The sequence below is a fragment of the Micromonospora sp. CNZ299 genome, assembly GCF_002754415.1.
The window spans coordinates 6,256,914-6,280,414 of record NZ_PEFG01000001.1 but is presented as its reverse complement, the minus strand read 5'-3'; the positions used below and the strand labels follow the sequence as shown (position 1 = coordinate 6,280,414).

Sequence of the window (23,501 nt, the reverse complement as noted above, 5' to 3'; positions counted from 1 at the left end):
GCCGGTCAGCCCTGCACCGGAGCTGGCTGCCCCGACGGCAGAGGTACCGGCACCGAGGCGACGGCCTGGCGCAGCACCTCCCCGGCGGTCACACCGCGCACCTGGGCGTCCGGGGTGAGCAGCAGCCGATGTGCGAACACCGCCTCGACGAGCGCCTTCAGGTCCTCCGGCATGATCCAGCCCCGCCCGTCGATCAGCGCGTACGAGCACGCCGCGCGGGTCAACGCGATCACCCCCCGGGGACTGACCCCGACCCGCACCTGCGGGTGGGTGCGGGTCGCGGCGGCCAGCCGGACCGCGTACGCGTAGAGCGGCTCGGCGATGTGCACCCGGCGGGCCATCCGGACCATCTCCCCGACGGTGGCGGTGTCGGTGACCGGGGCGAGCGCCTCGGGGGAGCGCACCGTCGCGCCGCGCAGCACCTCGACCTCCACCGCCTCGTCCGGGTAGCCCACGGACAGCTTCACCAGGAAACGGTCCAACTGCGCCTCGGGAAGCCGGTAGGTGCCGTCCATCTCCACCGGGTTCTGGGTGGCCACCACCAGGAACGGCGACGGCACCGGGTGCCGGACCCCGTCCACGGTGACGGTGCGTTCCTCCATCACCTCCAGCAGAGCCGACTGGGTCTTCGGTGAAGCCCGGTTGATCTCGTCGGCGATGACGATGTTGGCGAAGACCGGCCCCGGATGGAACTCGAAGTCCCGGGTCGCCTGGTTGAAGATCGTCACCCCGGACACGTCCGAGGGGAGCAGGTCGGGGGTGAACTGGATGCGCCGCCACTCACCCTTCACCGTGGCGGCGATGGCCCGCGCCAGGGTCGTCTTACCGACCCCGGGCACGTCCTCCAAAAGCACGTGACCCTGCGCGAAGAGCGCGGTCAGCGCCAGCCGAACCACCTGCGGTTTGCCGAGCACCACCGCGTTGACGTTCTCGGCCAGCCGGGCGGCCAGGGCCGCGAAGCCCTGGACCTCCGGTTGGGTGAGCGGCTCGTGGGTGTTCACGGTCGGCGGTGCTCCTTGCCTGGTGGTTCAGCAGGTGGGCAGGACATTGATGTTGTCGCCGCCCTCCAGGTTGAGCCAGGCCCACGGGATGTAGTTCTTCTTCCCGTTGAAGTCGACCTGCACCCACCAGGTGCTGCGCTTGTGGTTGTTGTAGACGTAGGAGTCGACGTCCTCGCCGGACTTCTTGCAGTACGCCTGGAGTCGCCGGCCGGGCTTCGCCCAACCGGCCTGCTGGTCGTTGTCCTGCCGGGTCACCTTGAAGACCTCGTTGCCGTTGCGGCCGTCAACTTCCCTGTCGCAGTAGGTGCGCTGGTCACCGTCGGACCCGTTGTTGCAGGTCGCGATTCCGTAAAGTGACGGCGTGGCCTGCGCCCGCGTCGCCGTGCCCTTACCGGCGGCGTTGCTCGCCGTCACCGTGAACGTGTAGTTGGTGCCCGGCGTCAGCCCCGTCATCGTGATGCTGGAACACGCCCCGGCCTTCGCCGGCTCACCCGTCGTGCTCAGCGAGCAGGTGGCCTGACCGCCGCCGGCGTCCACGGTGAACGTCACCGTCGCCGAGGTGGCGGTCGACGACGAGCCGGTCACCGTGACGCGTGGTTCGGCGACCGTACGCGCGGTGGCGGTGGCCTCCGGGCCGGGCCCCGCCTCGTTGACCGCCTTCACCTTCACCGTTACGTTCTGGCCGTTGCCCAGCCCGGTGACGGTCGTGCGGGTGTCGGTCACCTCGCTGGCACGCCCGCCGACATCCACCAGGTATTTCGTCACCGGCCGACCGTTGGCCTCGGCTGGCGCCCACTGCACCGTGACCGCACCCGGCTGGTTGGCAACCGTGCCGGCGCGCAGGTCGAGCGGCCGACCGGGCGCCGCGAAAGGCACCACCGTGTTGCTGACCGGCGACGCCGCCGACCCCGCGCCCTTGTCGTTGACCGCCACCACGGTGAACGCGTACTGGGTGCCGAACTCCAGCTCACCGGCCGGCACCACCAGCTCCGTCTTCGTCGACTCGCCAGCCGGGGCGTTCGTCCCCGCCGAACTGGCCGTCACCGCGTACCTCGCGATCTTGTTGCCCTGCCCGTTCGCGGCCGGCCACTTCACCATGACCGTGCCGTCCGGCCGCTCCTGGGCGGTGACGCTCGCCGGCGGATCAGGCACCGCGGCGGTCGGGGTCACCGGGTTGCTGTTGCGCGGCGGACCGTCGCCCTTGGCGTTGACGGCGTGTACCGCGAACCGGTACGTCTCACCGTTGGTGAGGCCCTTGACCTCTACCGCACGCTGGTTGGCGCCCACCTGAAGGCGCTGGCCGGCGCCCTCCACCACGTACTTGATGATCTCGGCGCCGTTGGCGGCTGCAGGCCGCCAGCTCACCCGCGCCTGCGCGTTACCGGCGGCGGCGGTGACGCTGCGCGGCGCGCTCGGCTTGCCCACCCGGGGCTTCTTCGGCGGGGGCGGTGGCGGGGCAACCGGTGGCGGATCGCCGCCGAGCACGTCGTTGGCGTACTTGTTGACCTCGCGCACCTGGTGCTTGTCGTCCACCACGCGGGCGGTCGCCGAGTCGGGGGAGTTGATGAACAGGTGATTCTCCCGGACCTCCAGCTCCAGCGGGCCGTTTGCCCGCCCGCCGATGGTCTCGACCAGCTGACCGCCCCCGTCGAAGGCGTAGATGGTGCCGGTCGTCTCGTCGGCGCAGTAGAACCGGTCCGCCCAGGCCACCGCCGGGCTGAGTCGGTCGCCCTCGCCCGGCACGGTGAACGCCCTCTCCTCACCACCGTCACCCACCACCAGCACCCGCCGGTCGGCGGGCACGGTGACCGGGACCCGGGAGCCACTGGTGCGCGAGGGCAGTGCCGCCGGACCGGACAGCGTCAACTGCGTCGGGTGGACCTTGCCGCTCTGCACCCGCACCAGCTTGCCGGCCGTACGGTCGAGCACCGCCACCCCGTCGTCCAGGGTGGAAACCTGCAACTCGTGGCTGGCCTCGGCGACGTCGTACGAGTCGACACGCTCCGGCCGGAGCCCGGCACCGGGTGAGGCCGCCGAGGCCGGAGCGGACGGCAGTTTGGCGGCGGTGATCGCCGAGACAGTGCCCTGGCTGGGGACAGCGATCCACAGCCGGCCCTTACCGTCGAAGGTGCCGCCGGTGATGCCCGGCGGGTAGCGCACCGGCTCACCGACCGGAGACAGCGACCGCGGGTCGAGCTGCCGAACGATGCCCTGCACGGCGTCGACGATGAACGCCGCGTCCTCGTGCAGGGCCACGCTCACGCCCAGGCCAGGGGTCGTGCGGGTGGTCGCGGTCAGTTGCAGGGTCGCCAGGTCCAGAGAGCTGACCTGCCCGGTCTGCAGGTCACGCAGGATCAGCAGCCGATCGGTCTGGGTCACCTGCATCGGGTGCTGGCGGGCGGCGGGGATCTCGGTGCGGGTGTCCACCCGGGCGGTGACCCCGTTGACCCGGGCCAGCTCACTGCGCGCCGCGCTCCACAGCCAGGAACTCGCGTCGTAGTTGGCCACCGCGTTGTCCGCCGCGCCCAACCCCAGGACGGTCAACCCCATGGCGGCCAGCAGCGCGGTCACCGTGCCGATGGTCACCAGCCCGCCGCGAAACCGGGACCGGAAGCGGGGGGCGTCGGTCCGTACGGCGTCGTCCATGCTGGCCACAGCCGGCTGCCTTCCCTGAGTCGTGGCAGGTGGCGCGCCTCGCGGCGACCCCTCCCCTGAGCCGGGTGCCATCATATGGCGCTGCTGGTGGCGGGGGAACCCGCACGGTCACCCCTGTGGATACCGAGCGTGTGCGTTGTGGACGCCCAGCTCAGCTCGGCGACGGCCGACCTGAGGGTCTTCCGCTCGACGGGGTGCTGCGCTCCCGCGCCGTGCAGACCTGCCCCGATGTCGCAAAGCTGTCAGTGGAGTAGACCGCCAACACGGTGAAGCAGTGGTCCACTCGCGAGTTCAACCCGTTGACCGTGTAGCTGGTCTTCCCCGGGTCCACGGTGGCCATCACGCCCAGCGCCTGCCCGGCACGTCCGGCGGCGACCATGAACGGCACCGCGCCGCCGGACGGATCCGTCCAGGTCAGCGTGATCGTTGTCGAGTTGTCCCGAAGCTTCAGGTCCCCCGGAGGAGGACCGGCCGCCGTCGGTGCCGCCCCCGTCGGCGCCACCGCCGTCGGTGCGCTGCCCCCGGGCGGCGGGTCGTCGCGGGTCAGCACGACCGCACCCAGCCCGGCCACCGCCACGACAGCCACCCCGGCCGCGACCACCGCGCCGATCAGCGTCGCACGGTTGCGGCCCGCCGAGTCGCTCTCGTCGGCGTACGCCGGCCGGTACGCGTCCGGTCCGGGGTGGTGGTACTGCTGACCCGGGTACGGCGCCTGGAACGGCCGGTGATCCTGGATCGGGCGGTGCTCCTGCGTCGGGTACTGGTCCTGCTCCGCCTGGGTCGGCTGCTGGCCCTGGTGGTACTGCGAGGCCGATCGCGGCGTGGTCGGCGGCGGCGCGCTGCCCCCACCCGGTGACCAGGCAGCCGGAGACGGCTCGACGGGGTGCGGCTGAAGGGCGCCTGGTGTCGGCTGGGACGTGACAGGCTGGGCCGAACCGGCGAAGTCCCTGGCCGGACCACTGCCGGGCGCGACGGCCGGGAGGACCTCGGTCTGGTCGGACGCCGCGGCCCGTGCCCGCTGCGTCGGCACCACCGCGGCATCGAGGATGTCCGGCCCGAACTCACCGCCGTCCGCGCCGGTGCGCACCGCGTCCGTTTGGAGCGGCCCAGCGTCGTCGGCACCGGCAGTTGGCGGTGGGCCGGTGCGGCTCCACGGTGGCGCGGTCAACCCCCACGGCGGTGCGGGTGGTGCGCTGACCGGCGGCGCGGAGACGGGTGGCGCGCTCATCGGGCGCGCGAGGAAGGGGGGCGCGCTCATCGGCGGCGCGGAGATCTGCTGGCCGAACGCGGGTGGTGCGGAAACGGGGTAGGTATGCCCAGGAGGTCCGGAAACCGGGTGCGCCGGGGGTCCGGAGACCGGGTGCGTCGGCGGCGCCGAGACGGGGTCGCGCGGTGGTGCGGAGACCGGGTGCGTCGGCGGTCCCGAAACCGGGTGGGGGAGGGCCGGTGGTGCGGACACTGGCTGCGGAGCAATGGGCGGCGCGCTGACCGGGTGGGCTGGTGTTCCGCTGACCGGCTGGGTTGGCCCTGGGTGACTCCTACTCGGGGATTGGCTGCTCGGAGAGGCCGGCTGGGCAGCGGATGCGTCGACCGGTGCGCTCGCCCCGGGGGCCCTGACTCCCGTTCGGGCAGCCTCCTCGGCGAGTAGGGGTTCGATCTGCCGTACCTGGATCGTCGGATCGTCCCAGCGGGGCGCCGGCAGCCCGGATGCTGGCGTCGGGGAGGCCGGGGTCGGGGCGGTTGCGCTCGATGGCCGGTGGGAAGCGTCGACCGCCGGGTCGTCGCCGACCCGTTGACGGGGCGCTGTGGCGGGCCCGGACGGTGATCGGTGTGGTGGCCGCTGACCGGACGACGGCATCGGCTGGCTCTCGGCCCTCGGCCGGGGTGGCTGGCTATCGACCCTTTGCCCGGCTGGCTGGCTTACCGCCCTCGGCCCTGGCTGGGTGTCTGCCGCTGGCAGGGACGGCCCCGGCGGCTGCTGGTCGAGGACTCGGCGGGGCGCCACCGTGGGGACCGCGGTTTCGGACGGCTGCGGGTCGGCGGGCCGAAGCGCCGGCCCTGGCGCGGCAGGCGCTGTCGGGGTGGTGGGTGGATCGGGCTGCGCTCGCGCGATCGAAGAGGGTGCGGACTGCACCCGAGAAACCTGAGGCGGCGCTGTGGCGGCGTTACTGGACGGGGTGGGTGCGGCGGGTGCTCGTACCCCTGGAGGGGTTGACCGGGGTGTGGCCGGCGGAGCCCAGGGTGAGCTGGTGGCGGCCTGGCCACCAGCGGAGGGTCGCATCGCGGCCAGGGTCGCCAGCGACAGCGTCGGCCCGGACAGCGCCGAGTGGGCGCCGGCGTCGGCCGCCGCACCGACCGGCTGCGCGGTGGGCGTCGGCGGTGGGCCGGGCTGCTCGGTCGGCGCCGAGGCGGGTGGGCCGAGGTAGGCGCGGGCGGCGCGTACCACCGGGTGGTGCTCCCCGAGCACGGCGGGCCCGGCGGTGGCGACGCGAGTGTAGTTGCGGCGGGCCTCGTGCCGGTTGCCCAGCTCTTCGGCTACCTCGGCGAGCTCGAAAGCGAGCGCGAGCAGCACCGGGTCGGAGTGCTCCCACCGCCGCTCGCCCGCGGCGAACGCCTCCTCCAACACCCGGCGGGAAGCGAGCGGATCGTCCGCCTCGCGGTGCAGCCGTGCCAGCAGGTGCGCGGTGTGCAGCACCTCCGGGTGATCATCGGTGTACGGAGGGGGAGGGGAGCCGACAGCCTCCGCGAGCAGCTGCCGGGCGGCGCTGAGGTCGCCGGCAGCGCGCAGGGCGAGGGCCCGGTGCTGGGCGGCTGCCACAGGGGAGGGACGGGACACACGGCAATGCTGCCGTCAGAGGGCCACCGGACGCCACCCGGACACGCCTGGGCACCGTGTCGGTGAGGCGTTTCAGGCGGCCTGAACAGGGGCGGAAGCGTCGGAACGGAGGCGCCGGAAGGCGATGTGCATGATCCACGAGCGGCGTGTACAGTAACTCCCCGTGCGGCCCGCCGGTCCGACCACCGGATGGAAAGATCATCTGGTCGGCGAGGTAGGCTGAACGTGTAGGTCCGGGTGGCGGAATGGCAGACGCGCTAGCTTGAGGTGCTAGTGCCCGTATAGGGCGTGGGGGTTCAAGTCCCCCCTCGGACACAAACCATTACCCCACGGTGCGCGCTGAGATCGACTGCAGCGCGCACCGTTTGCGTTTCAGGCTGGTAGTTCAGCCGGAGACCGAGTTGCCGGTAGACCTCGGCCTTGTCGGCCGGGTCGGCGTCGCGGAGCACGGCGGTGATGTCGCCGAGCGCGTTCACCAGGGTCGTGATTTCTGCTCGGCTCATCCTGCGCGGGGCGGTGCCCACACTCGCGTGGAGATCCGCTTCAGCCCGCGCACGTTCGGCCTGGGTCTGCGCGATCCAGCCGGTGACCACCGCTGGGTCGGCTCCAGCGTCGAGGGCGGCCCGGTAGCGCTCCAACTTGGCGTCGCACTCGGTGATAGTCGTCTGTGCTGCTGGGGCGGTTGCGGGCGGATGTTCCAAGGGCTGAGCGTCGGCCATCGCGGTGATCGTGTGTTCGATGCGGTGGGGTGCGAAGGCGGCGGCCAGCCAGGTGTCGATCGGGTCGGTGAGGGCATCCTCGCGCAGGTACACGTTGCTGGGATGCTCAACCTGGTTGGCGAGGGCGTATTCCTGCGGGAAGCGGCAGCGGTAGTAGGCGTCGCCGTGGTTGTACTGGCCCTGCATGCGTCGGTCGCAGGCGGCGCAGTAGATCATGCCCCGGAAGACGTACGGGTTGCGGGTGCGCTGCCGGACGTGCTGTCCGCCGGTTCCTCGTCCGCGTCGTTGCAGTATCGCTTGGGCCTGCTCGAAGGTCGCGTCGTCGATGAGTGGCTCATGGGTGATGTCCTTGGAGACCACCCATTTGTCGCGGGCGTTCCAGCGCATGACGCCGGTGTGACCCATTGCCACGTCGTCGACGTCGAGCAGTACTTCGTCGGTGCGTTGCTTGTTCCACACCTGCCGCCCTGTGTAGCGGGGGTTGGTGAGGATGACGCGGACGGCGCTCTTGGACCAGGCGATGCCGCTACGGTGCCGGTTGCGGGCCCGGTCGTGTGCCGATGGGCAAGGCACGTGGTTGGCGGTAAGTCCCTCGGCGATGGCGAAGAGGCCGATACCGGCGAGGAACTCGGCGAAGATCTGCCGGACGATTGGAGCGGTCTGTTCGTCCGGAGTAAGGCCCTTGAGGTGTTTGCCGTCGGCGGCCTTGGCGGGGTTGGGGTGGGGTCCAAGATCGCGGAGTGTGTAGCCGTAAGGTGGGCGCCCACCCAGGTAGCGGCCCTCAAGGAGGGTCTGGGCGGCCATGGCGGTGCGAACGCGCAGTTTGATCCGGTTGCGCTCACCCTTGCTCATGCCCCCGAAGACGGACATGACGAGTTCGTGTGCCTCGTTGTCGGGGTCGATGGGGCCGCCAATCTCGGGGACCCAGAGTTCGACGCCGTAGTGGACGAACAGCGGCGCTGTGAGGCCGAACTGGTTGCCGTAGAAGGCGCGGTGCGGTTCGCCGACGACGACGGCGGAGAACCCTCGCCCGGGGTTACGCAGAGCCGCGAGAATGAGATTGGCTTGGGTTCGGCGCTGCCACGGGAGGGAACGGCTCTGGCCGATATCGAAGTATTCCGCGACAATTCGACCGTTGTGTGGCTGGATGAGTGTGTTCGCCCGAGTCAGTTGCCAGCTCCGGGACGATTCGGGGTCCTGGTTGTCCTCGGTCGAGACGCGGCCGTAAAAGGCGAAGGTTTTCGGTTGAGGGGTGGTCATCTGTTCTCCTCGATCGAGTTGTCTGTGCGGCGGTCGTTGACCCGTCTGAGCAGCTTCAGCAGAGCGGCAGCGGCACCAGGGTGCAGCTCCGGTGGCCTCTGGGGAGCTTCCACCTTGATGAACGCGGTCGTCGCTCGCCCGTTCGCGTCGTTGACCGTCCATGAAGCGTCGCCTCCACTGGGTCGGTCAAGTCGTGTTTCCGTCCCAGGGTCGGACTCCTTGCGTTGCCGATTTTGGTGATCGGACGGCAGAGTCATGCGCCTCCGTCCGGTGGCTGACCCGGCGGCGACATCCGTCGGTGGCAGGGCATCGTGTTAGAGGCGCGCGCTGTGTTGGATGGGTGGGTTGTCATGGAGGGGTCCTCCGAAGTTGATTCGTGTGCCGGTTGCTCCGGCGGGCATGAAGAAGCGGCCGACGCCGTCAGGCATCGGCCGCTTGTTGAGCAGGGGCAGGCGTTACATCTATGCGTCGGTCATGTCCCTCAGGGGCCTTGAGACCGGCTAGCGCTGCTGGGGGGCGCGGCTTGGTTGTGGGTATCGCGTGGACTCGGGCGCTCGGAGACCACTCTGTTCACACCGAAGAGGTCGCTGGTTCGATACCAGCATCGCCCACCCTCGGTTTATGCAGGTCAGAAGCCCGTTACCGGAATCATCGGTAACGGGCTTTGCGGTATGTGCGGCTTACATTGGGAGCAGATTGGGAGCAGCGCGGCTGGCTCTGGGTTCGGACCGGCATGGACCCGCCCGGCTGCGTGACCTGATTTGCAGCCCCGAGTGGGGACTGCTGGTTAGTTGAGACGCTGGTCCTACCGCTATCGGCGCCCACATCACGGGAGGGTGCCCCCGCGCTGTGGCTCACGGGCTGACTGGTGGCCGTCGGTCCGGTGGTCCGCCCACTCGCCGGTCCACATTGCAAGGTCGTGTACCCAGGTCTCCGTGCTTCGCCGGGACTTGGCGGCCCACTTCATTGCGTTCCTTGAAGCGAAGTCGTCCAGGACCAGACGGTCAGTCGCGGTCCATGCGGGGAACTGGGTGAGCCACTGTTCTGCCTGCTCGGTGCTGTGGCCGCTACCGATCAGCCACGGGACGAGCATCGCGAGTTCGACCCATTCGGCGGCCTTGGTTGCCCACGCCCAGTCCACGATGCGTAGGCCGAGTGGTGTCACGATCAGGTTCGCCGGATTGAGGTCCGAATGGATGAGCGTCCCGCCGTCCATCTCCGGGTGGGCGAATCCGAGCCGGGCTGCCGGGGTGAACCACGTCTCGCCGGGCGCCGGCGTCTCCTGGAGTGCTGTCAGTGCGGCTAGGAGCAGATTGAGATCCGTGCTGCCGGGAGACAGGTCGGGGCGGGGACCGGCAAGATGCTCGGTCCCCACCACCAGCCAGCCAGCCATCGGATTCGAACTGCCACAGGACTGCGGGCGGGTGCCGGTCGATGGCCCGGGTTACCGCCAGTTCGTAGCGCAGAGACCGGACGCTCAACTCACCGGAGGCCGCCTTGACGAAGACCTGTCCGGCCGGTCCGGTCACCGTCGAGGCGATCTCAGCGTGGTCGCCACTGGAAGCCTGGGCGACGTCAAAGGTTCCGCCGACCCGTTCGGCGATCCCTGCCGTGACACTCTCCGGCAGAGCGGTCCAATCCCTACGCATTAATTCTCTTCTCTGCTACATGCCCGGCTGAGACGGGATGGGCGGACAGCAGGGCGCAGCCCCGCCACCCCAAATTTTGAGGTCGGCCCGATAGCCGGTCTCATGTCTCGTCCTCGCGAGTGGCGGATGGGTCATGGTCGCAGACTTGGATGACCGCTTTGGCCCTCGGTCGCGGTCGTCCTGGTTGGCTGGACGTCGCCGTGGAGAGGGCTGCGACGCATCGAACAGATGGCCGGGCCTTCGGGCAATTGAATCGCCGATCCTGGGATGTAGCCATGCCGGACATGCAAGCTCCGCGCGTCGGGGGTGGTGCTCGTCCAGGACAGCAGGTTCACGTGGTCGAGTCGGCTGCGATGGTGGCCGAGCAGGGCCGTGCCGTGTCCTGACCGCCTCGCGCTGGGCGACACGGCGAGGAACGCGAGGTGGTAGTGGGGCTCACTGGGTCGGTCTTCGGCGAGTAGCCGATCGAGTAGGTCGAAGCGATCGCTGTGGGCGCCTGCGGCATCCCCTAGGCGGGTGGGGTAGTTCGCTGGCGGCGGGATGGGCCGGTATCGGTGGAAGCCGACGGTGGCGGCGGTGGCGTCGTCGGTGAGGTGGACGTCGCCGTAGAACATGGCGTGCTCGACCCAGATGCCGAGGACGTCGGTGAGGATTCGATGTCGTGGGCCCGGGTCGGGGATCAGCCATGTTGCGAGCGGGCTGGGATAGAGGGCGTCGGCGATGAGTGCGGCGACGTGGTCTTTGTCCGCCCAGCGGGCGGCGCGGATACGCGGGACAGTGGCCATGGCGGGGTTCCTTCAAAGGCTCTTGGTTGCGGGGTCAGGAGGTGCTGCTGCTGTTGGCGCGGGTGTGGACGAGGAACAATTGGTAGTCGTCGACCAGGGGGCCGGTGCGGTCGCTGCCGGGTGGCGGTGTGTGTGCTGCTCTTTCGTAGGCGAGTAGTTCGCCGGTGGTGGGGTTGAGGATCAGCAGGAAGCGGATGGCGTCGGAGGTGGCGCTGACGCCGATGCCGGTTCGGCCCGCCCGGTCGGTCACCGGGCCGTGGTACGCGATGCCGGGGGTGTCGCGCAGGCCGGTGAGGACCGCGGTGCGGGCGGCTTGGTTGGCAGCACGCCAGCCGAGCAGGCTGACGAGGCCGCGAATGAGGGAGGTGGGCCCGAGGAATCGAGGCTGGGTGGCGTCGATGTTCGCAATGAGCGCTGTCGGGTCGGCAGCGATCGGGCCGATGGGTTCGTCCACCTTGCCGGGGTAGTAGGTACTGTCGTCGGTCGGCTGCCGACCGGTGGGGTAGCGGCTGCGGATGACGCGGCCGGATGCGTCGTCGGCGCGCCAGCGTTGCTCTTCGAACAGCACGACCCGCGTGGTGGTGCTGTTGCCCGCGATCGCGGTGTCCGTGGCCCACTGGAGTAAGTGGACGTAGGCGAACCGGCCCGGGATGGCATCGCAGCCAGACGGCCCCGCCGCGACCGCTGTGAGATCCTGCCCCGCCGGGGACGACGCCGGCAGACGCGTCGGCGACAGGTCAAGTTTCTGCTGTGCGCGTGCATTGAGCTGGGCCGCAGTCAGGGCGGCGGGCGACAGACACGGCGCCACGGCTGGGAGAGACGCGGTGGCGCTGGAAGGCGAGGGTGCGGATTGGGTCGTCCCAGCGGTGCCCGTCCAGATCGGAATGGCCGTGGCGGTAGCGAGCAGGCCGAGCGCGCAGACGGCGGCAGTAACCTTCACGGCTCGCCGGCCCACCGGGTGGGGCTTGTCGGTCGGGGGTCGCAAGTGGCGCAGGTTGTTCACGGTCAGCTTTCTTGAGGTGAGGTGACTTGGGCTAGCGGTAGGCGGCCGTGGCGAGGTCACCCACGGCGGCGTCGACGGCGGCGGTGATGTCGCGTACCGGCTGGTAGTGCTGCCCAGCGATGGCCTTCAGGCGAGCGGTCAGGGCTGGGGTGTCGTCGTCGAGGTAGAGGTGGTGGGTGAGGCCGAGGTCGGCGACGAGGCCGGCGAGGGCGGCGGTGTGGTTGTCGGGTTGTTCGCGGCCGGAGGCGAGGTAGCGCAGGCGGGAGCGGGCGATGACCGCCCATTTGCTGTCGGTGGGCAGGTAGGTGTCGGCGCGCATGAGGCCGCCGAGACGCCGTCGGGTGTGCTGGCGCAGGATCCCGCTAGCAATCAGGCCGGCGCGGGTGCGGTCGTAGAGGTCGTCGGAGAACCCCCGCAACCACCCGCGCAGGGGTGGGTGGGTGTGGCGGATGGTGGCGGTCGCGGCGTCGGCGATCAGGTCTCCGACTGGCCGGTCGATGTGTGGGTGTATCCGTTGGTGGCTGGCCGGGCGGGTGTCGTCTTTCGGGTCGAGGGTCACCCGCCCGGCCAGGTACAGGTCGATCAGGACCGCGCCCGCGAGCCCGAGGGCGAGGGTCTGCCGGTGCACGTGGGGGTGTCCGGTGTCGTCGTCGTGGCCGAGGAGGAACAGGTCATCGCGCAGTGGCAGGCGCGGGATCGACGCGGTCATCGGCGGGGCTCCTACCGCAGCCCGGCGGCGAGGCGCCGCAGCCGCTCGTGTGCCCCGCCATACGCAGGACCGGGGGCGGGGAGCAGGGTTTTGTCGATGGCGGCGAGGACGGTGTAGTTGGGGTCGCACACGTTGCCGATCGGCGCCCGCCCCGCCTGCGACACGAGTTGGTAGGCGTCCAGGGTTTCCAGACCGGTCAGGGCGCTGGCCCAGCCGACGAGGTCGCGCTGGGCGATGCGGTACGCGTCCTCCAACGGGCGGGCGCACCCGATCGTCAGGATGTCCCGGTCGGTCTCCATCCGCGGCCACCGGGTGGGCACGCCTTTGACGACGTCGATGGCGAGGGTGGTGGTCGTGGCGATCTCCACGCCGACGCCGCAGGCCTCGCCCTCGCCCTGGCGGGCGTGCCCGTCGCCGAGGGCCAGCATCGCCCCGTGGACGTTCACCCCGAGGTAGAGGGTGGTGCCGGCGCGCAGGTGCGGGGTGTCGAGGTTCCCGCCGTGTGTGTCGGGCACGAGGGTGGAGCGGGCCTCGAACGCGCCGGGGGCGACACCGATCGTGCCGATCATCGAGTCCAGCGGCAGGTCCACGCTGTGGTCGCTCCGGGTGGCCTCGAACCGTACGGTCCCGGCCTGCCGGTCGATGCCGTACACCCAGACCCGCTCCTCCAGCGGTGGCTGCAGGGTGGCGGTGTGGGCGGTGGAGGTCAGCGCCCCGAAGTGTGGGAACGTCGAGGACACACCCCAGTCCCGGGCCGGGGTGATGGCGGCGAGGTGGACGGCGAGGGTGTCGCCGGGCTCGGCGTCCTCGACGAAGAACGGCCCGGACACCGGATTGAGGTACGGCATGCGGCACACCTGCGACGGCAGGTCCGCCGGCCCCCTCACGAGACCACCGAAGCAGTCCTCCGTCACGACGGTGAACACGTCACCGCCGCGCACATGCGCCACCGGCATCCGACCGCCGAAGGTGTAGGCCAACTCGTCTCGCGCGGGCCGGTAGGTGAACGTGTCCATGCCGGTCACACCCGCTCCACGTGACGTGCCTGCGGCTGCGCGGGCGCCAACCCCGAGAGGGCAGGCCGGCGACCGGACAGGTACAGGCCGACCAGAATGATGATTCCGAGGGCGAGCCATGCCAGGCCGAGGCGTTGGGCGGCGATGTTGGCGTTGACGACCACCCACACCAAGATGGCGAAGCCGACGGCGGGCATGACCAGGTGCGCCCACCAGTTCCCGCTGCGCCGCCGGAGGAGGTGGTGCACCACGACGGAGACGTGCAGGACGAGGAACGCGACCATCGCCCCGAAGTTGATCAGCGAAGACAGCAGGGTGATCCCATCCGAGCGGGTCGCCATGTACAGGCCGAGCGCCAGGGACACCGCGCCGGTGAGCAGCGTCGCGTTGATCGGCACGTTGCGGCGGATCGACACCTTCGCCAGGAACGCCGGCAACTGCCGGTCCCGGGCCATCGCGTACAGCAGCCGAGACGTCGCGACCTGCGCGACCATCGAGTTCGGCAAGCCCCACGCGATCGCCGTGGCCACCGCGCACACCGTCGCCAGCCAACCCCCACCAGCCACGGCAGCGGCGTCATAGAACGCGGTTCCGTTCGGATCACCATCGGCCAGCAGCGAGGCCGGGTCGGGGACGAGCATCGCGGCCAGCCAGGTCTGCGCGATGAACAGCACCCCGGCAAGGATCAGGACGGCGGCCATGGCGCGGCCGATCTGCCGGGAGCCGCCCTCGGTCTCCTCCGCCAGCATGGAGATCCCGTCGAAGCCGAGGAAGGACAGCACCGCGATCGACACCGCTCCCGCCACCACCGACCAGGTGAACGTGCCGGAGTTGTAGAAGGCGTCCCAGCTGAACCGGCCCCTGCCCGAGGCGAGTGCCCAGCCGGCGACGGCCAAGAAGACCGCCAAGACGATCAGCTCGCCGGCGAGCATCAGCCGGGTGACGGCCGCCGTCATGCGGATCCCCACCGAGTTGACGATCGTGTTCACTGCGACGAACCCGAGCAGCCACAGCCACACCGGCACCGCCGGGACCGTGGCGTGCATCGCCACCGACGCCACCAGGTACAACAGCCCCGGCACGAGCACGTAGTCGAGAAGGATCACCCAGCCGGCGAGGAACCCGACCGACGGGCTGATGCCGCGCCCTGCGTAGTTGTAGACGCTGCCCGACATCGGGAACGCCTTCACCATCTGCGCGTACGAGAACGCCGTGAACACCAACGCCACCACACCGACTGCGTACGCCAAGGCCACGATCCCGCCGGAGCCGGCGTAAACGCTGCCGAAGATCGCCATCGGCGCGATCGGCACCATGTACACCAGGCCGTAGGCAAGTAGATCCCGGAACCGCAGTTGGCGGCTCAACTCCTGCCGATATCCATACCGGGACAGCTCATTCTGGAGACTCATTAGACTCCTCAAATAATTGACGCCAAGCTGATCTCACGACTTTGCAACTGGGCCCGCCGGGAAGGGCATCTGGATCGCCGTCAATATTTCGCCTGGCGCGCGGACGGGTATCTCAACAACGAGAATTGCGCACCGGGCCAGGCGAGTCGATAGCGGTGATGCGGACATACGGCGTTGTCCGCATGCAACTGTCCGCGTAGCGTCCGACCACGTATGGTCAGGCCTGTCTGACTGCGGCAGCGACGGGCAACGGCATTTAGGAGTACCGGTGGCTCAGGTTCCACGACGGCTGACCCCGCATCGGTCGGTGCTGCATGGGTTCGGTGCCGTGCTGCGACAGTGGCGCGAGTGCCGCGGGCTTTCTCAGCGCGCTCTAGGCAGGCTGGTGCACGTCAGTGGGGACCTCATCGGCAAGGTGGAAAAGGCCGAACGTTGGCCGTCCGCCCGCCTCGTCGAGTCATGTGAGGCCGCCCTGCAGACGGGTGGTGAGCTGCTCCGCTTCCTGCCAGACCTCGAACGCGAGCGTCGACTGACCGTCCTCGACCACCGCTCGGCTGGCGGTGCGGACGGCCTGCTCGGGGGCGTCATGGATCCTCCCCAGGAGACTGGCCTGCTCCCACCGTGGCACGAGCAACTCGTCGCCCTTGCCACTGCCGGAAATAGCATCGGATATGCGGGGATGGCGTCCACCGCCCATGCGCAGATCAGCGCCGCAGCCACCATCGGGCGGCGGCGCAGCTCGACCGACCGTCGAGAGGTACTCATCGCCCAGGCACTGTGGGCCGAATTCCTGAGCTGGATCGACGAGCAGAGCGATGCCGCTGAGGCGGACGCATGGCTGAGGCGCGCCCAGCAACACGCCGTCGCAGCCAACGCGCCGGTGCTGGCAAGCTACGTCCTGATGAGGCAGAGCCAACGCGCCCTCGAGCGATTCGACCCAGGTAGGGCCGCTGTCCTGGCGCGGCAGGCGCTGGACGAGGTCCGGCTACCAGGCCGCATCCGCGCCCTTCTGCTGGTCCGCCAAGCTCAGGCTTACGCGATGGGAGGTGACCAGAGCGCCTGCGTAGCCAGCATCGACAAGGCGCAGAGGGTCGCCAGCAGCGCCGACGGGGACTCAGATCTGCCAGTCGATGTTGGCGCCCACTGCGACCCTGTGTACGTGGCTGCTCACGAAGCGCAGTGCCGTTTGCTGCTCGGCCAGCCGGCGGCTGCAGCCGATCTCTACGAGCAACTCCTGCGGCACTGGCCAGCTCAGTGGCGCGTCGATGAGGCCCTGTGGCGATCGGTCCTGTCCACTGCCTACGTCAGCAGTGGCAATGTCGAACGCGCTGCGACCGAGGCAGCCAAGGCCCTGACCTTGGCGGCTGGTACCTCTTCCGCACGCGCTCTGCGCTGGTTAAACCCCACGGCGGTGGCCCTTCGGCAGCAGCCAGCCGTTCCCGAGGCGGCGGCCTTCGTGCTCGCCTATCGGCAGGCGACTCTCGAAGCGTGTAACCATTAGCCCGTGGACCTGATCAGCACGGCAACCAGCACCGACGAGTCCGAGCGCGCGGCGTCCATCGCGGTCCTCCCAGTCGGGAGTTTCGAACAGCACGGCATCCACCTGCCGCTGCTGACGGACACCATCGTGGCATGCGCGATCGCGAAGGCAGTCACCGAACGCTACAACCTCTTCCTGCTACCGCCCCTGACGATTTCCTGCTCCCACGAGCATGCCTCGTGGCCTGGAACGGTCAGTATCAGCGCTACAACCCTCGCCGCCGTGGTCGTCGACATCGCCGCCTCCCTGCATGAGTCGGGCGTCGAACAGCTTGCCGTGATCAACGGACACGGCGGGAACTACGCGCTTGCCAACGTCGTTCAGGAAGCCAACGTCGCCGGACCGCGAATGACTCTGTTTCCCGCTCGGGCCGACTGGGACGAGGCTCGACTGGCCGCCGGCCTGCACAGCACCGCGCACCAGGACATGCACGCCGGCGAGCTCGAGGTTTCGCTGCTTCTGCACGTCGCGCCCGAAGTGGTGCGTGATGGCTTCCAGCACTCCGACCACCTAGCGGACGATCGACGTCACCTCCTCACGCGGGGCATGAGTGGCTATACCAGCAGCGGCGTCATTGGTCTGCCGTCCCACGCCACCGCGGCCAAGGGCAAAGCCGTACTCGAAGACCTTGTCCGCTCATTCGCCGACCATTACGGCTCCTGGCGAGACCCAAGACATGACCAGGAATGATGCGGGACGAGAGCTGCTGTCCGCATCGACTTTGTCTCGGCGAGCGATCGGGCGGAAGCAGTTTGCAAGGTGCTCCGGGGCAGGGACAAGGTGCTCGGACCTAGAGTCGGCCACGTCTAGGCGCTCACGCCGCCCCGGAAGACCGAGCCCTGCCGGTGTCAGCGCCGGTGTCCCGGCGACCGCTTGACGAGTCCGCCGTCGTCCGGCCCGCGTGAAAGTTGTTCGAGGAGGATTTGTGAGGCTGGGCGACGGGATCGCTGAATTGTCGGTGGACGACGCCGTCCGCGCCTCCGTGAGCTATGACCAGCTCCGAAGCGGTGATGACGGCCTTTACTGGCTGGAGACTCGCCCCGACGCTGGCGGGGGTACGACGGTGACACGGTGGCGGTCCGGCGAGGGCAATCGTGATGTCAGTCCGGCGGGCTTCAATGTCGCCAACGGTGTTCACGCGTATGGTGGCGGATCGTTCGCTGTCGTCGACGGGACGTTGTGGTGCGTCGGCGGAGATAGCCTCTACCGGAGCCGTCGTGACGGCGACGAACTCGAAGTGGTCAGCCATGGATGCTTCGGTGACCTGACGATCGGCGACGGCGAGTTGCTGACCGTTCGGGAGTCGGAGCAGGGTGACCAACTCGTCGCGGTGTCGCTCAATGGTGCTCCGCAGATGCGAACTCTCGTCTCGTCCCGGGGGTTTGTCGGTGCGCCTCGGCCCGGTCCGGGTTGGTTGGCCTGGACCGCTTGGAGCGAACGCGACATGCCCTGGGACGCCTGTGAGGTATGGGTGGCCCCCTACTCGCCGCGTGGTTCGGTCGAGGACCCAGTAAAGCTCGCCGGCGGTCCGAATGAGTCTGCGGTGGAGCCGCGGTGGGGACCCGACGGGGCGTTGTACTTCGCGTCGGACCGCAATGGCTGGTGGAACCTCTACCGGTGGAATGGCCTCAAGCTAGAGGCGGTGGCGCCGATCTCGGGTGAGTGCGCCGCGGAGCCATGGGAATTGGGTTACGCGTCGTATGGCTTCCTCGACGACGGTCGGATCGTCGTGGCGGTGCAAAAGGGCCCGCGACACCGCCTCGTCGTCATCGAGCCCGACGGCACTGTCCGCCCAGTCGACCTCCCGTACACGTCGATCAAGCCGTACCTGGCTGTTCGCGGGACGGCGGTGGCGTTGATCGGTTCGTCACCGACCGCGGCCCCGCAGGTCGCGCTGATCGACCTGGCTGACGCCGATCCCCAGGTGGAGGTGCTTGCCAGGTCGGAGCACGCCGGACTCGACGGGGCGCGAGTATCGACGCCGACGGAACTGCGCGTTCGAGTAGCCAGCGGTCGGGAGGTGCTTGCCCTGGTGTATCCGCCGACAGGCGCGGCGGCGGACTGGCGAGCACCGGTGATCGTTCGGGCGCATCCTGGGCCTACCGCCTCCTGCCTGCTGCGCCTGGACTGGCAGGCGCAGTTCTTCACCAGTCGCGGGTTTGCCGTCGTGGATGTCGACTACCTGGGTAGCACTGGGTACGGCCGGGTGTTCCGGGAATCGCTGTACGGCCGGTGGGGCCTGGACGATGTCGATGACTGCGCGACTGTGGCGATGCATCTGTTGTCGGCGGGGCGGACGGTGCTGGGGCAGGTGTTTATCCGCGGTGCCAGCGCTGGCGGATACACCGCGTTGCACGCGGTGGCACAGGACGGCCCGTTCGCCGCTGCCACCGCCGTGTCGGCGATCGTGGATCCTGACCGGTGGGCGCAGACGGTGCCCCGGTTCCAGCGGGCGCATGCGATGCGGCTGCGAGGTGGTGCCGGCAGGGTCCGCGCCGCCGCTGTTCAAGCGCCACTGCTGCTCATTCACGGCACCGCTGACGAGGTGGCCGTGGTCGAAGATGTGCGCGAACTCGCCGAGGAGTTGACGTCTCTCGGTACGGCGCCTGAAGTGTTGCTTCTTGCTGATGTCGGCCACTATGTGGCGTCGTCCCGTCGAGCGGGCGCGGCGCTGGAGGCGGAGCTGAATCACTACCGCTCGGTGATGGCGGGTGCGGCCAACGATCAACCGGGTTACACAGCCGCCAGCGGTAGTCGGTGACGTACGTACTCGCCGAACTCGCGAACCTCGGGTTCACACCGATAGGGCTCGAGGTCCGCCTGTACCTCGACGATGCGTTGCAGGCAGCGGTGTGAGGTGGTTCGTGCGGCGTAGTCGACTGCCTCGCGTGCGGTGGCGCAGGCTTCGTCGATACGGCCGGCGGCGGCCAGCGACGAGGCCAGGAGCGCGGTGTCGATGGCGAGTCGCCGGACGTGCGTGGGACTCAGTGCGGTGAGGGCATCGCCCAGGTGCCGTTGGGTGTGCTGCGGTTGGCCCAGGTCGTGGAAGCAGTGGGCGATCTCGTCGGCGAGGTACGCCGCGTCGAAGTACCGGATCCAAGTAGGCTCGTCCTCGGGCTTGCTGCGGACCAGTTGCTTCTCCGCGATGTCGAGATGGGTCAGGCATTCTCCTTCGCGTCCAAGGCGGGCGTGCGTGCGCGCCACCACCGCGTGGAGAGCGGCTGCCACAGCGGGCGTCGTCCGGGTCTCGCTTCCCTTCACCGCCGTCAGCGCCATCCTGTGTGCCGGCTCGGGGTGCCCGCAGTGCAGCGCGAGGTGGCCGATGTTCACGGCGAGCAGGTAGCTGCCGTACAGGCGGTCGTCGGCAGCTTCCGTCAGACGTAGAGCGCGAAGGTAGCGGCGCTGGGCGAGGCCGTGGGCGCCGGTATCGACCGCCTGGTACCCGCAGAGCTCGAAGAATCCCGCCGCCAGCGCGTAGAGATGTCGACCAACAGCCTCAGAGGTTGGAGCATTCGCCAACAGCCGGTTCAGTTCGCCTTCGACGTACCGCTGCACTTGCGCGTGGACTCGTCCAGCACCGTGGGTGTGGTCCAACTGCCGGAACATCCCCAGAGCGGTCTCCGCCGAATGAAGATCCTCTTCGTTAATCTGGTCAGGCGAGCCGAGTCGTCCGGCCACGGACCGGCGTGGTCCCGCTGAGGCGTGCAGCCAGTCCTGTGCGGCGCGGTCAAGAACACCGGGCTGGAAGGGAACACGGACAACCATGTCCGCCACCCCTGGCGCCTCCTCCTCTAGGGCGCCCAGCAGGGTTCCGGCGTTGGTGGGACCGCTCGGGGAAGCTGTCCGCATACCCGCGTTGGCGCGACTTCCCTCAACAAGCGGTAGCAAGCGAATCAACGCCCCTCCGGTTGTCAACGCCTTGTCGCAGGCTTCAACGAATTCCCGGGAGGGGAAACGGTCTGCTGTCTCGACCCGACGCACGAGGTCGGCACTGAACCGGATCATCGCGCCGAGTCGCGCCTGCGAAAAGTTGGCCCTCTCCCGCAGCCGACGCAGTTCGGCTCCGAAGAAGTGGCGCTCAGACAGGGACGGCTGGAGCGTTCGCGGGATCTGGCCCATAGCGCCGCCTCCTCTGGCTGATCCCACCACCACCATGGCGATCAGCAGCATGGATATCGCGCACATAGGGTCACTCAGTGTTCAGCGCGGCGCAAGCACGAACACTGAGATGCGTAGATGCGGAAGAAGCTCATCGGTGACGCACATGCGGACAACCACTTCGTCCGCATGCTTGGCATTCACTCCACCGACTTGATGGGCGAGTGTGGATACGGACCTGGCTACTCGTCAGATCCGCCCCTGACTTGAACAAGCGCGGGAGGTTGCAGTGGAGCAGGAGACCGTTCCGCCTCCGTGATTGTGATAAACGTCGGCGGCGTCCTCGCCTTTGCCGCTGCGCGAGCGGTCGCGCGGATCGACTTCCGTGCATAGGGCTAGGGCATTCACGTGCCAGCGGTTTGCAGGAGCCACCAGCAGTTCGGACCTGACCTCTCCCACATCCCGGAGGATGAGAATGTCCCTCACGACGTTGTTCGACGAGGTCACGGTCAGGGAGATAATGACCGCTTGGCCGACCAAGCCGGAGCTTCACAATCTGCCCGACGACAGCAGCGTTCTCAATGTCGTCAACGCGGAACTCATCATCGGTTACCTCGACACCGGTACTGCACCCGCAGAGCAGCTCATCGTGATCAAGGATGGGGCAGCGCTCCACCCCCGGACATACACGACGGGCGGCTACGTTGACCCTGGCAAGATCGCGAAGTGGCGCGGCCGGGGCTACACCGTCCAACTTCGCAACCTGCACCGCTGGTGTCCCGCGGTGCACGCAATCTGCTCCGCGATCCAGGACGAGACCGGTTACGGCTGCTACGCCACCGGCTTCGCCACCCCGGCAGGGGGGCAGGGTCTGTATCACCACTGGGACCAGAACATGGGCCTGATCTACCAGATAGCCGGTCGCAAGACCTGGCAGATCTGGGAGCCAGGAGTCGATGAACCTCACTATGAGCAGTTCGCCTCTAACACTTCACCGGGCAGCGGCGTCATTGACCGCATGAAATCGATGCACCCCGACTTCGAGTTTGACCTTGTCCCCGGCCAAATCTTGGTGCTGCCGCGAGGGTGGATGCACAACCCGCACGCTCGTGGCCAGATGGAGGACAGCGTCCACGTGACCTTCGTGGCCCGCGAGCTCACCGGCTACTGGATCGCCGGAAAGCTGGTCCAGGCCGCGCTCATCTCAACCCCGCTGCGGCGCGTAATCCCGCCCGCCAGCGTTGTCGACGCCGCTGCCTTCGCCGGACAGGTCGCCGAGGCGCGCGACCAGCTGACGCAGTGGCTGGGCAGCGCCGACGTCAGCGCGCTGGCCGCCGAACTGCAACAGGCGGCACGCACCGAGCCGAACGTCGACTACATCTCCCACGCACCGCGACCCCGCCCCATCTGCCCCCAGTCGGCCCGCTGATTCGGGATTTCCCCGGCGCATCAGGCGCCGGCGATCCATACACCCCTAGGAGGAGTCGTGACCCTCGCGACCGCATTGCCGGTTCAGGCCGACAAAGACCCCCAGACCCTCGTCGACCCGGAGACCTTCGACAAACTGGCCCTGCACTTCGCCGCCGCGCAGGAGGTCACCAAGACCTACGCCCGGCGGGCGGTCGGGCAGATGCTGCTCATGCTGAAGGCGCACGCCGACTCGCAGCACGACCCCGACTTCGGTCGGCTGCTGCCCGACGGCCGGTCCTATCGGGTGGTCCCGACCGAGCCCGTCGACGCCGCCTGGCACGTTTCGCTGCAACACACCGAGCCCTACCACGCCGCCTGCGAGCAGATCGCGGGAGGCTTCGTGCACCACGTGCCGATCCTGACCGAGGGCATGGCGGACGGCTCCTCCATGGAGTACACCCGCCAGGCTCTCAAGGCGACCGGCTTCTACATCGACCCCGAGTTCTGGGACGGCGAGGCGAAGTCCTGCTGCCCGCCTAACCCAGGAGTCTGAAAGGGCCACTTGACCGATGCGCATTGACTGGACCGCGCTACCCGAGGCAGTCACCAAAGAGGTAGCCGACCGGGCCGGCGGAACTAACATCATCCCTGCCACGACCGGTGACCACGCGGAGATAGCCGCAACCATCACCGGACCGAACGGGAAAGTGTTCGTCAAAGCGGCCCATACCGACTTCGGTGTCCGGTCACTGCGCTTCGAACTGCGGGTGAGTGAGGCCCTCAGCGGGCCTCACTCACCCGCCGTCGAGTGGCACTTCGAGGCTGCCGGCTGGCTGGTGGTGGGCTTCGAGCACTGCGACGGCCCGCACGCTGACCTGTCCCCGGGAAGCTCTGATCTGGATTTCCTCGGTGAGGCACTGACGGTGCTTGGTGAGACACCAGCACCCGATGTGCCGTTCTTCAGTCCGAAGGCGCGGCTCGGATTCGAACACCCGACGATGGACGGCGACACGCTCGTTCATACCGACCTCGGCCCGGCTAACCTGATCGTGACCCCGCGCGGCCTACGAATCGTCGATTGGGCGATGGCGACCAAGGCCGCGCCGTGGGTTGAGCTGGCCATGCTCACTCAGTGGCTGATCAGCGCCGGACACACCCCCGAACAGGCCGAGCAGTGGCTGGCGCGACAACCGGCGTGGCGGCTGGCCGATCCAGAGGCATTGGACTACTTCGCGACGATGAACGCGGAAAAGTGGGCGTCGAAGTCGGCGGGCTCAACCGCAGCTTGGATGCATGACCTCGCGGCCTGGACGTCCCAATGGGCGGCCTACCGGTTCCAGATCGGCAAGACCGCCCAGCGGACCAACTTTCACAGCTGACCGTTCGCGAGGAAGCAGGTGATTCCACG

At 68.8% G+C, this 23,501-nt stretch carries 18 protein-coding genes, 1 tRNA gene and 1 pseudogene; 8 read left to right on the top strand and 12 right to left on the bottom strand.

Annotated features, from left to right (window positions below; translation table 11 throughout):
* Positions 1-5 precede the first annotated feature (5 nt).
* The 3 genes from CLT68_RS28345 to CLT68_RS32980 all read right to left on the bottom strand — a co-directional run bounded on the left by CLT68_RS28345 (position 6) and on the right by CLT68_RS32980 (position 4,914).
* Positions 6-1,001: an AAA family ATPase gene (locus CLT68_RS28345; RefSeq protein WP_088949100.1), complete on the bottom strand. Its 996-nt coding sequence runs from the start codon at positions 999-1,001 to the stop codon at positions 6-8.
* A gap of 27 nt (positions 1,002-1,028) precedes the next feature.
* Complete coding sequence (locus CLT68_RS28340; protein ID WP_486482358.1) at positions 1,029-3,656, bottom strand: fibronectin type III domain-containing protein; 2,628 nt, start codon at positions 3,654-3,656, stop codon at positions 1,029-1,031.
* 151 nt (positions 3,657-3,807) lie between these two features.
* Positions 3,808-4,914, bottom strand: coding sequence for a hypothetical protein (locus CLT68_RS32980; RefSeq protein ID WP_158240962.1), 1,107 nt, complete (start codon positions 4,912-4,914; stop codon positions 3,808-3,810).
* A gap of 898 nt (positions 4,915-5,812) precedes the next feature.
* Here CLT68_RS32980 and CLT68_RS32975 point away from each other — a divergent pair.
* Entirely contained in the window at positions 5,813-6,082 is a 270-nt protein-coding gene (locus CLT68_RS32975) for a hypothetical protein (protein WP_158240961.1), read from the top strand.
* On the opposite strand, the pseudogene CLT68_RS34020 reads toward CLT68_RS32975, so the two are convergent.
* Positions 6,072-6,492 (bottom strand): annotated as a pseudogene (locus CLT68_RS34020) (hypothetical protein); the annotation flags it as partial. The gene CLT68_RS32975 and the pseudogene CLT68_RS34020 sit on opposite strands and share 11 nt — an antisense overlap.
* A 231-nt stretch (positions 6,493-6,723) precedes the next feature.
* Between CLT68_RS34020 and CLT68_RS28330 the strand changes: the two are divergent.
* Positions 6,724-6,807 (top strand) — tRNA-Leu (locus CLT68_RS28330).
* Here CLT68_RS28330 and CLT68_RS28325 read toward each other — a convergent pair.
* The 7 genes from CLT68_RS28325 to CLT68_RS28285 all read right to left on the bottom strand — a co-directional run bounded on the left by CLT68_RS28325 (position 6,789) and on the right by CLT68_RS28285 (position 15,045).
* Positions 6,789-8,471: a recombinase family protein gene (locus CLT68_RS28325; protein ID WP_099855544.1), complete on the bottom strand. Its 1,683-nt coding sequence runs from the start codon at positions 8,469-8,471 to the stop codon at positions 6,789-6,791. The two genes, CLT68_RS28330 and CLT68_RS28325, sit on opposite strands and share 19 nt — an antisense overlap.
* A gap of 826 nt (positions 8,472-9,297) precedes the next feature.
* The gene (locus tag CLT68_RS28315; protein WP_486482357.1) at positions 9,298-9,864 is read right to left on the bottom strand and encodes a phosphotransferase family protein; all 567 of its coding nucleotides are present in this window, start codon (positions 9,862-9,864) and stop codon (positions 9,298-9,300) included.
* Positions 9,865-10,251: 387 nt separating this feature from the next.
* Positions 10,252-10,905 carry a GNAT family N-acetyltransferase gene (locus tag CLT68_RS28310; protein WP_099855538.1) on the bottom strand — a complete coding sequence of 218 codons (654 nt, stop codon included), beginning with the start codon at positions 10,903-10,905 and terminating at the stop codon, positions 10,252-10,254.
* A 34-nt stretch (positions 10,906-10,939) separates the two neighbouring features.
* Positions 10,940-11,908 (bottom strand): hypothetical protein, encoded by a 969-nt coding sequence (locus tag CLT68_RS28305; RefSeq protein ID WP_143743286.1) that lies wholly within the window; start codon positions 11,906-11,908, stop codon positions 10,940-10,942.
* Positions 11,909-11,939: 31 nt separating this feature from the next.
* A complete protein-coding gene (locus CLT68_RS28295; protein ID WP_099855531.1) occupies positions 11,940-12,617 on the bottom strand; it encodes a GOLPH3/VPS74 family protein in 678 nt (225 codons plus the stop codon).
* Between the two features lie 11 nt (positions 12,618-12,628).
* Entirely contained in the window at positions 12,629-13,642 is a 1,014-nt protein-coding gene (locus CLT68_RS28290) for an acetamidase/formamidase family protein (RefSeq protein ID WP_099855529.1), read from the bottom strand.
* Complete coding sequence (locus CLT68_RS28285; protein WP_099855527.1) at positions 13,639-15,045, bottom strand: APC family permease; 1,407 nt, start codon at positions 15,043-15,045, stop codon at positions 13,639-13,641. The genes CLT68_RS28290 and CLT68_RS28285 overlap by 4 nt, the downstream gene beginning before the upstream one ends.
* A 268-nt stretch (positions 15,046-15,313) precedes the next feature.
* Here CLT68_RS28285 and CLT68_RS28280 point away from each other — a divergent pair, with 268 nt between their 5' ends.
* The 3 genes from CLT68_RS28280 (at position 15,314) to CLT68_RS28265 (ending at position 19,346) form a co-directional block, all read left to right on the top strand.
* Positions 15,314-16,546, top strand: a complete 1,233-nt coding sequence (locus tag CLT68_RS28280; RefSeq protein WP_099855525.1) for a helix-turn-helix domain-containing protein — start codon at positions 15,314-15,316, stop codon at positions 16,544-16,546.
* Between the two features lie 3 nt (positions 16,547-16,549).
* Complete coding sequence (locus tag CLT68_RS28275) at positions 16,550-17,275, top strand: creatininase family protein (protein ID WP_099855523.1); 726 nt, start codon at positions 16,550-16,552, stop codon at positions 17,273-17,275.
* Between the two features lie 883 nt (positions 17,276-18,158).
* Entirely contained in the window at positions 18,159-19,346 is a 1,188-nt protein-coding gene (locus CLT68_RS28265; RefSeq protein ID WP_099857748.1) for a prolyl oligopeptidase family serine peptidase, read from the top strand.
* Here CLT68_RS28265 and CLT68_RS28260 read toward each other — a convergent pair.
* Complete coding sequence (locus tag CLT68_RS28260) at positions 19,319-20,704, bottom strand: helix-turn-helix domain-containing protein (RefSeq protein WP_099857750.1); 1,386 nt, start codon at positions 20,702-20,704, stop codon at positions 19,319-19,321. The two genes, CLT68_RS28265 and CLT68_RS28260, sit on opposite strands and share 28 nt — an antisense overlap.
* Positions 20,705-21,158: 454 nt before the next feature.
* Here CLT68_RS28260 and CLT68_RS28255 point away from each other — a divergent pair, with 454 nt between their 5' ends.
* The 3 genes from CLT68_RS28255 to CLT68_RS28245 are packed head-to-tail and all read left to right on the top strand — an operon-like array spanning position 21,159 to position 23,472.
* Positions 21,159-22,112, top strand: a complete 954-nt coding sequence (locus CLT68_RS28255; RefSeq protein ID WP_158240960.1) for a JmjC domain-containing protein — start codon at positions 21,159-21,161, stop codon at positions 22,110-22,112.
* A 57-nt stretch (positions 22,113-22,169) separates the two neighbouring features.
* The gene (locus CLT68_RS28250) at positions 22,170-22,646 is read left to right on the top strand and encodes a hypothetical protein (protein WP_099855519.1); all 477 of its coding nucleotides are present in this window, start codon (positions 22,170-22,172) and stop codon (positions 22,644-22,646) included.
* 16 nt (positions 22,647-22,662) lie between these two features.
* Positions 22,663-23,472, top strand: a complete 810-nt coding sequence (locus CLT68_RS28245) for a phosphotransferase (RefSeq protein ID WP_099855517.1) — start codon at positions 22,663-22,665, stop codon at positions 23,470-23,472.
* Positions 23,473-23,501: the final 29 nt, after the last annotated feature.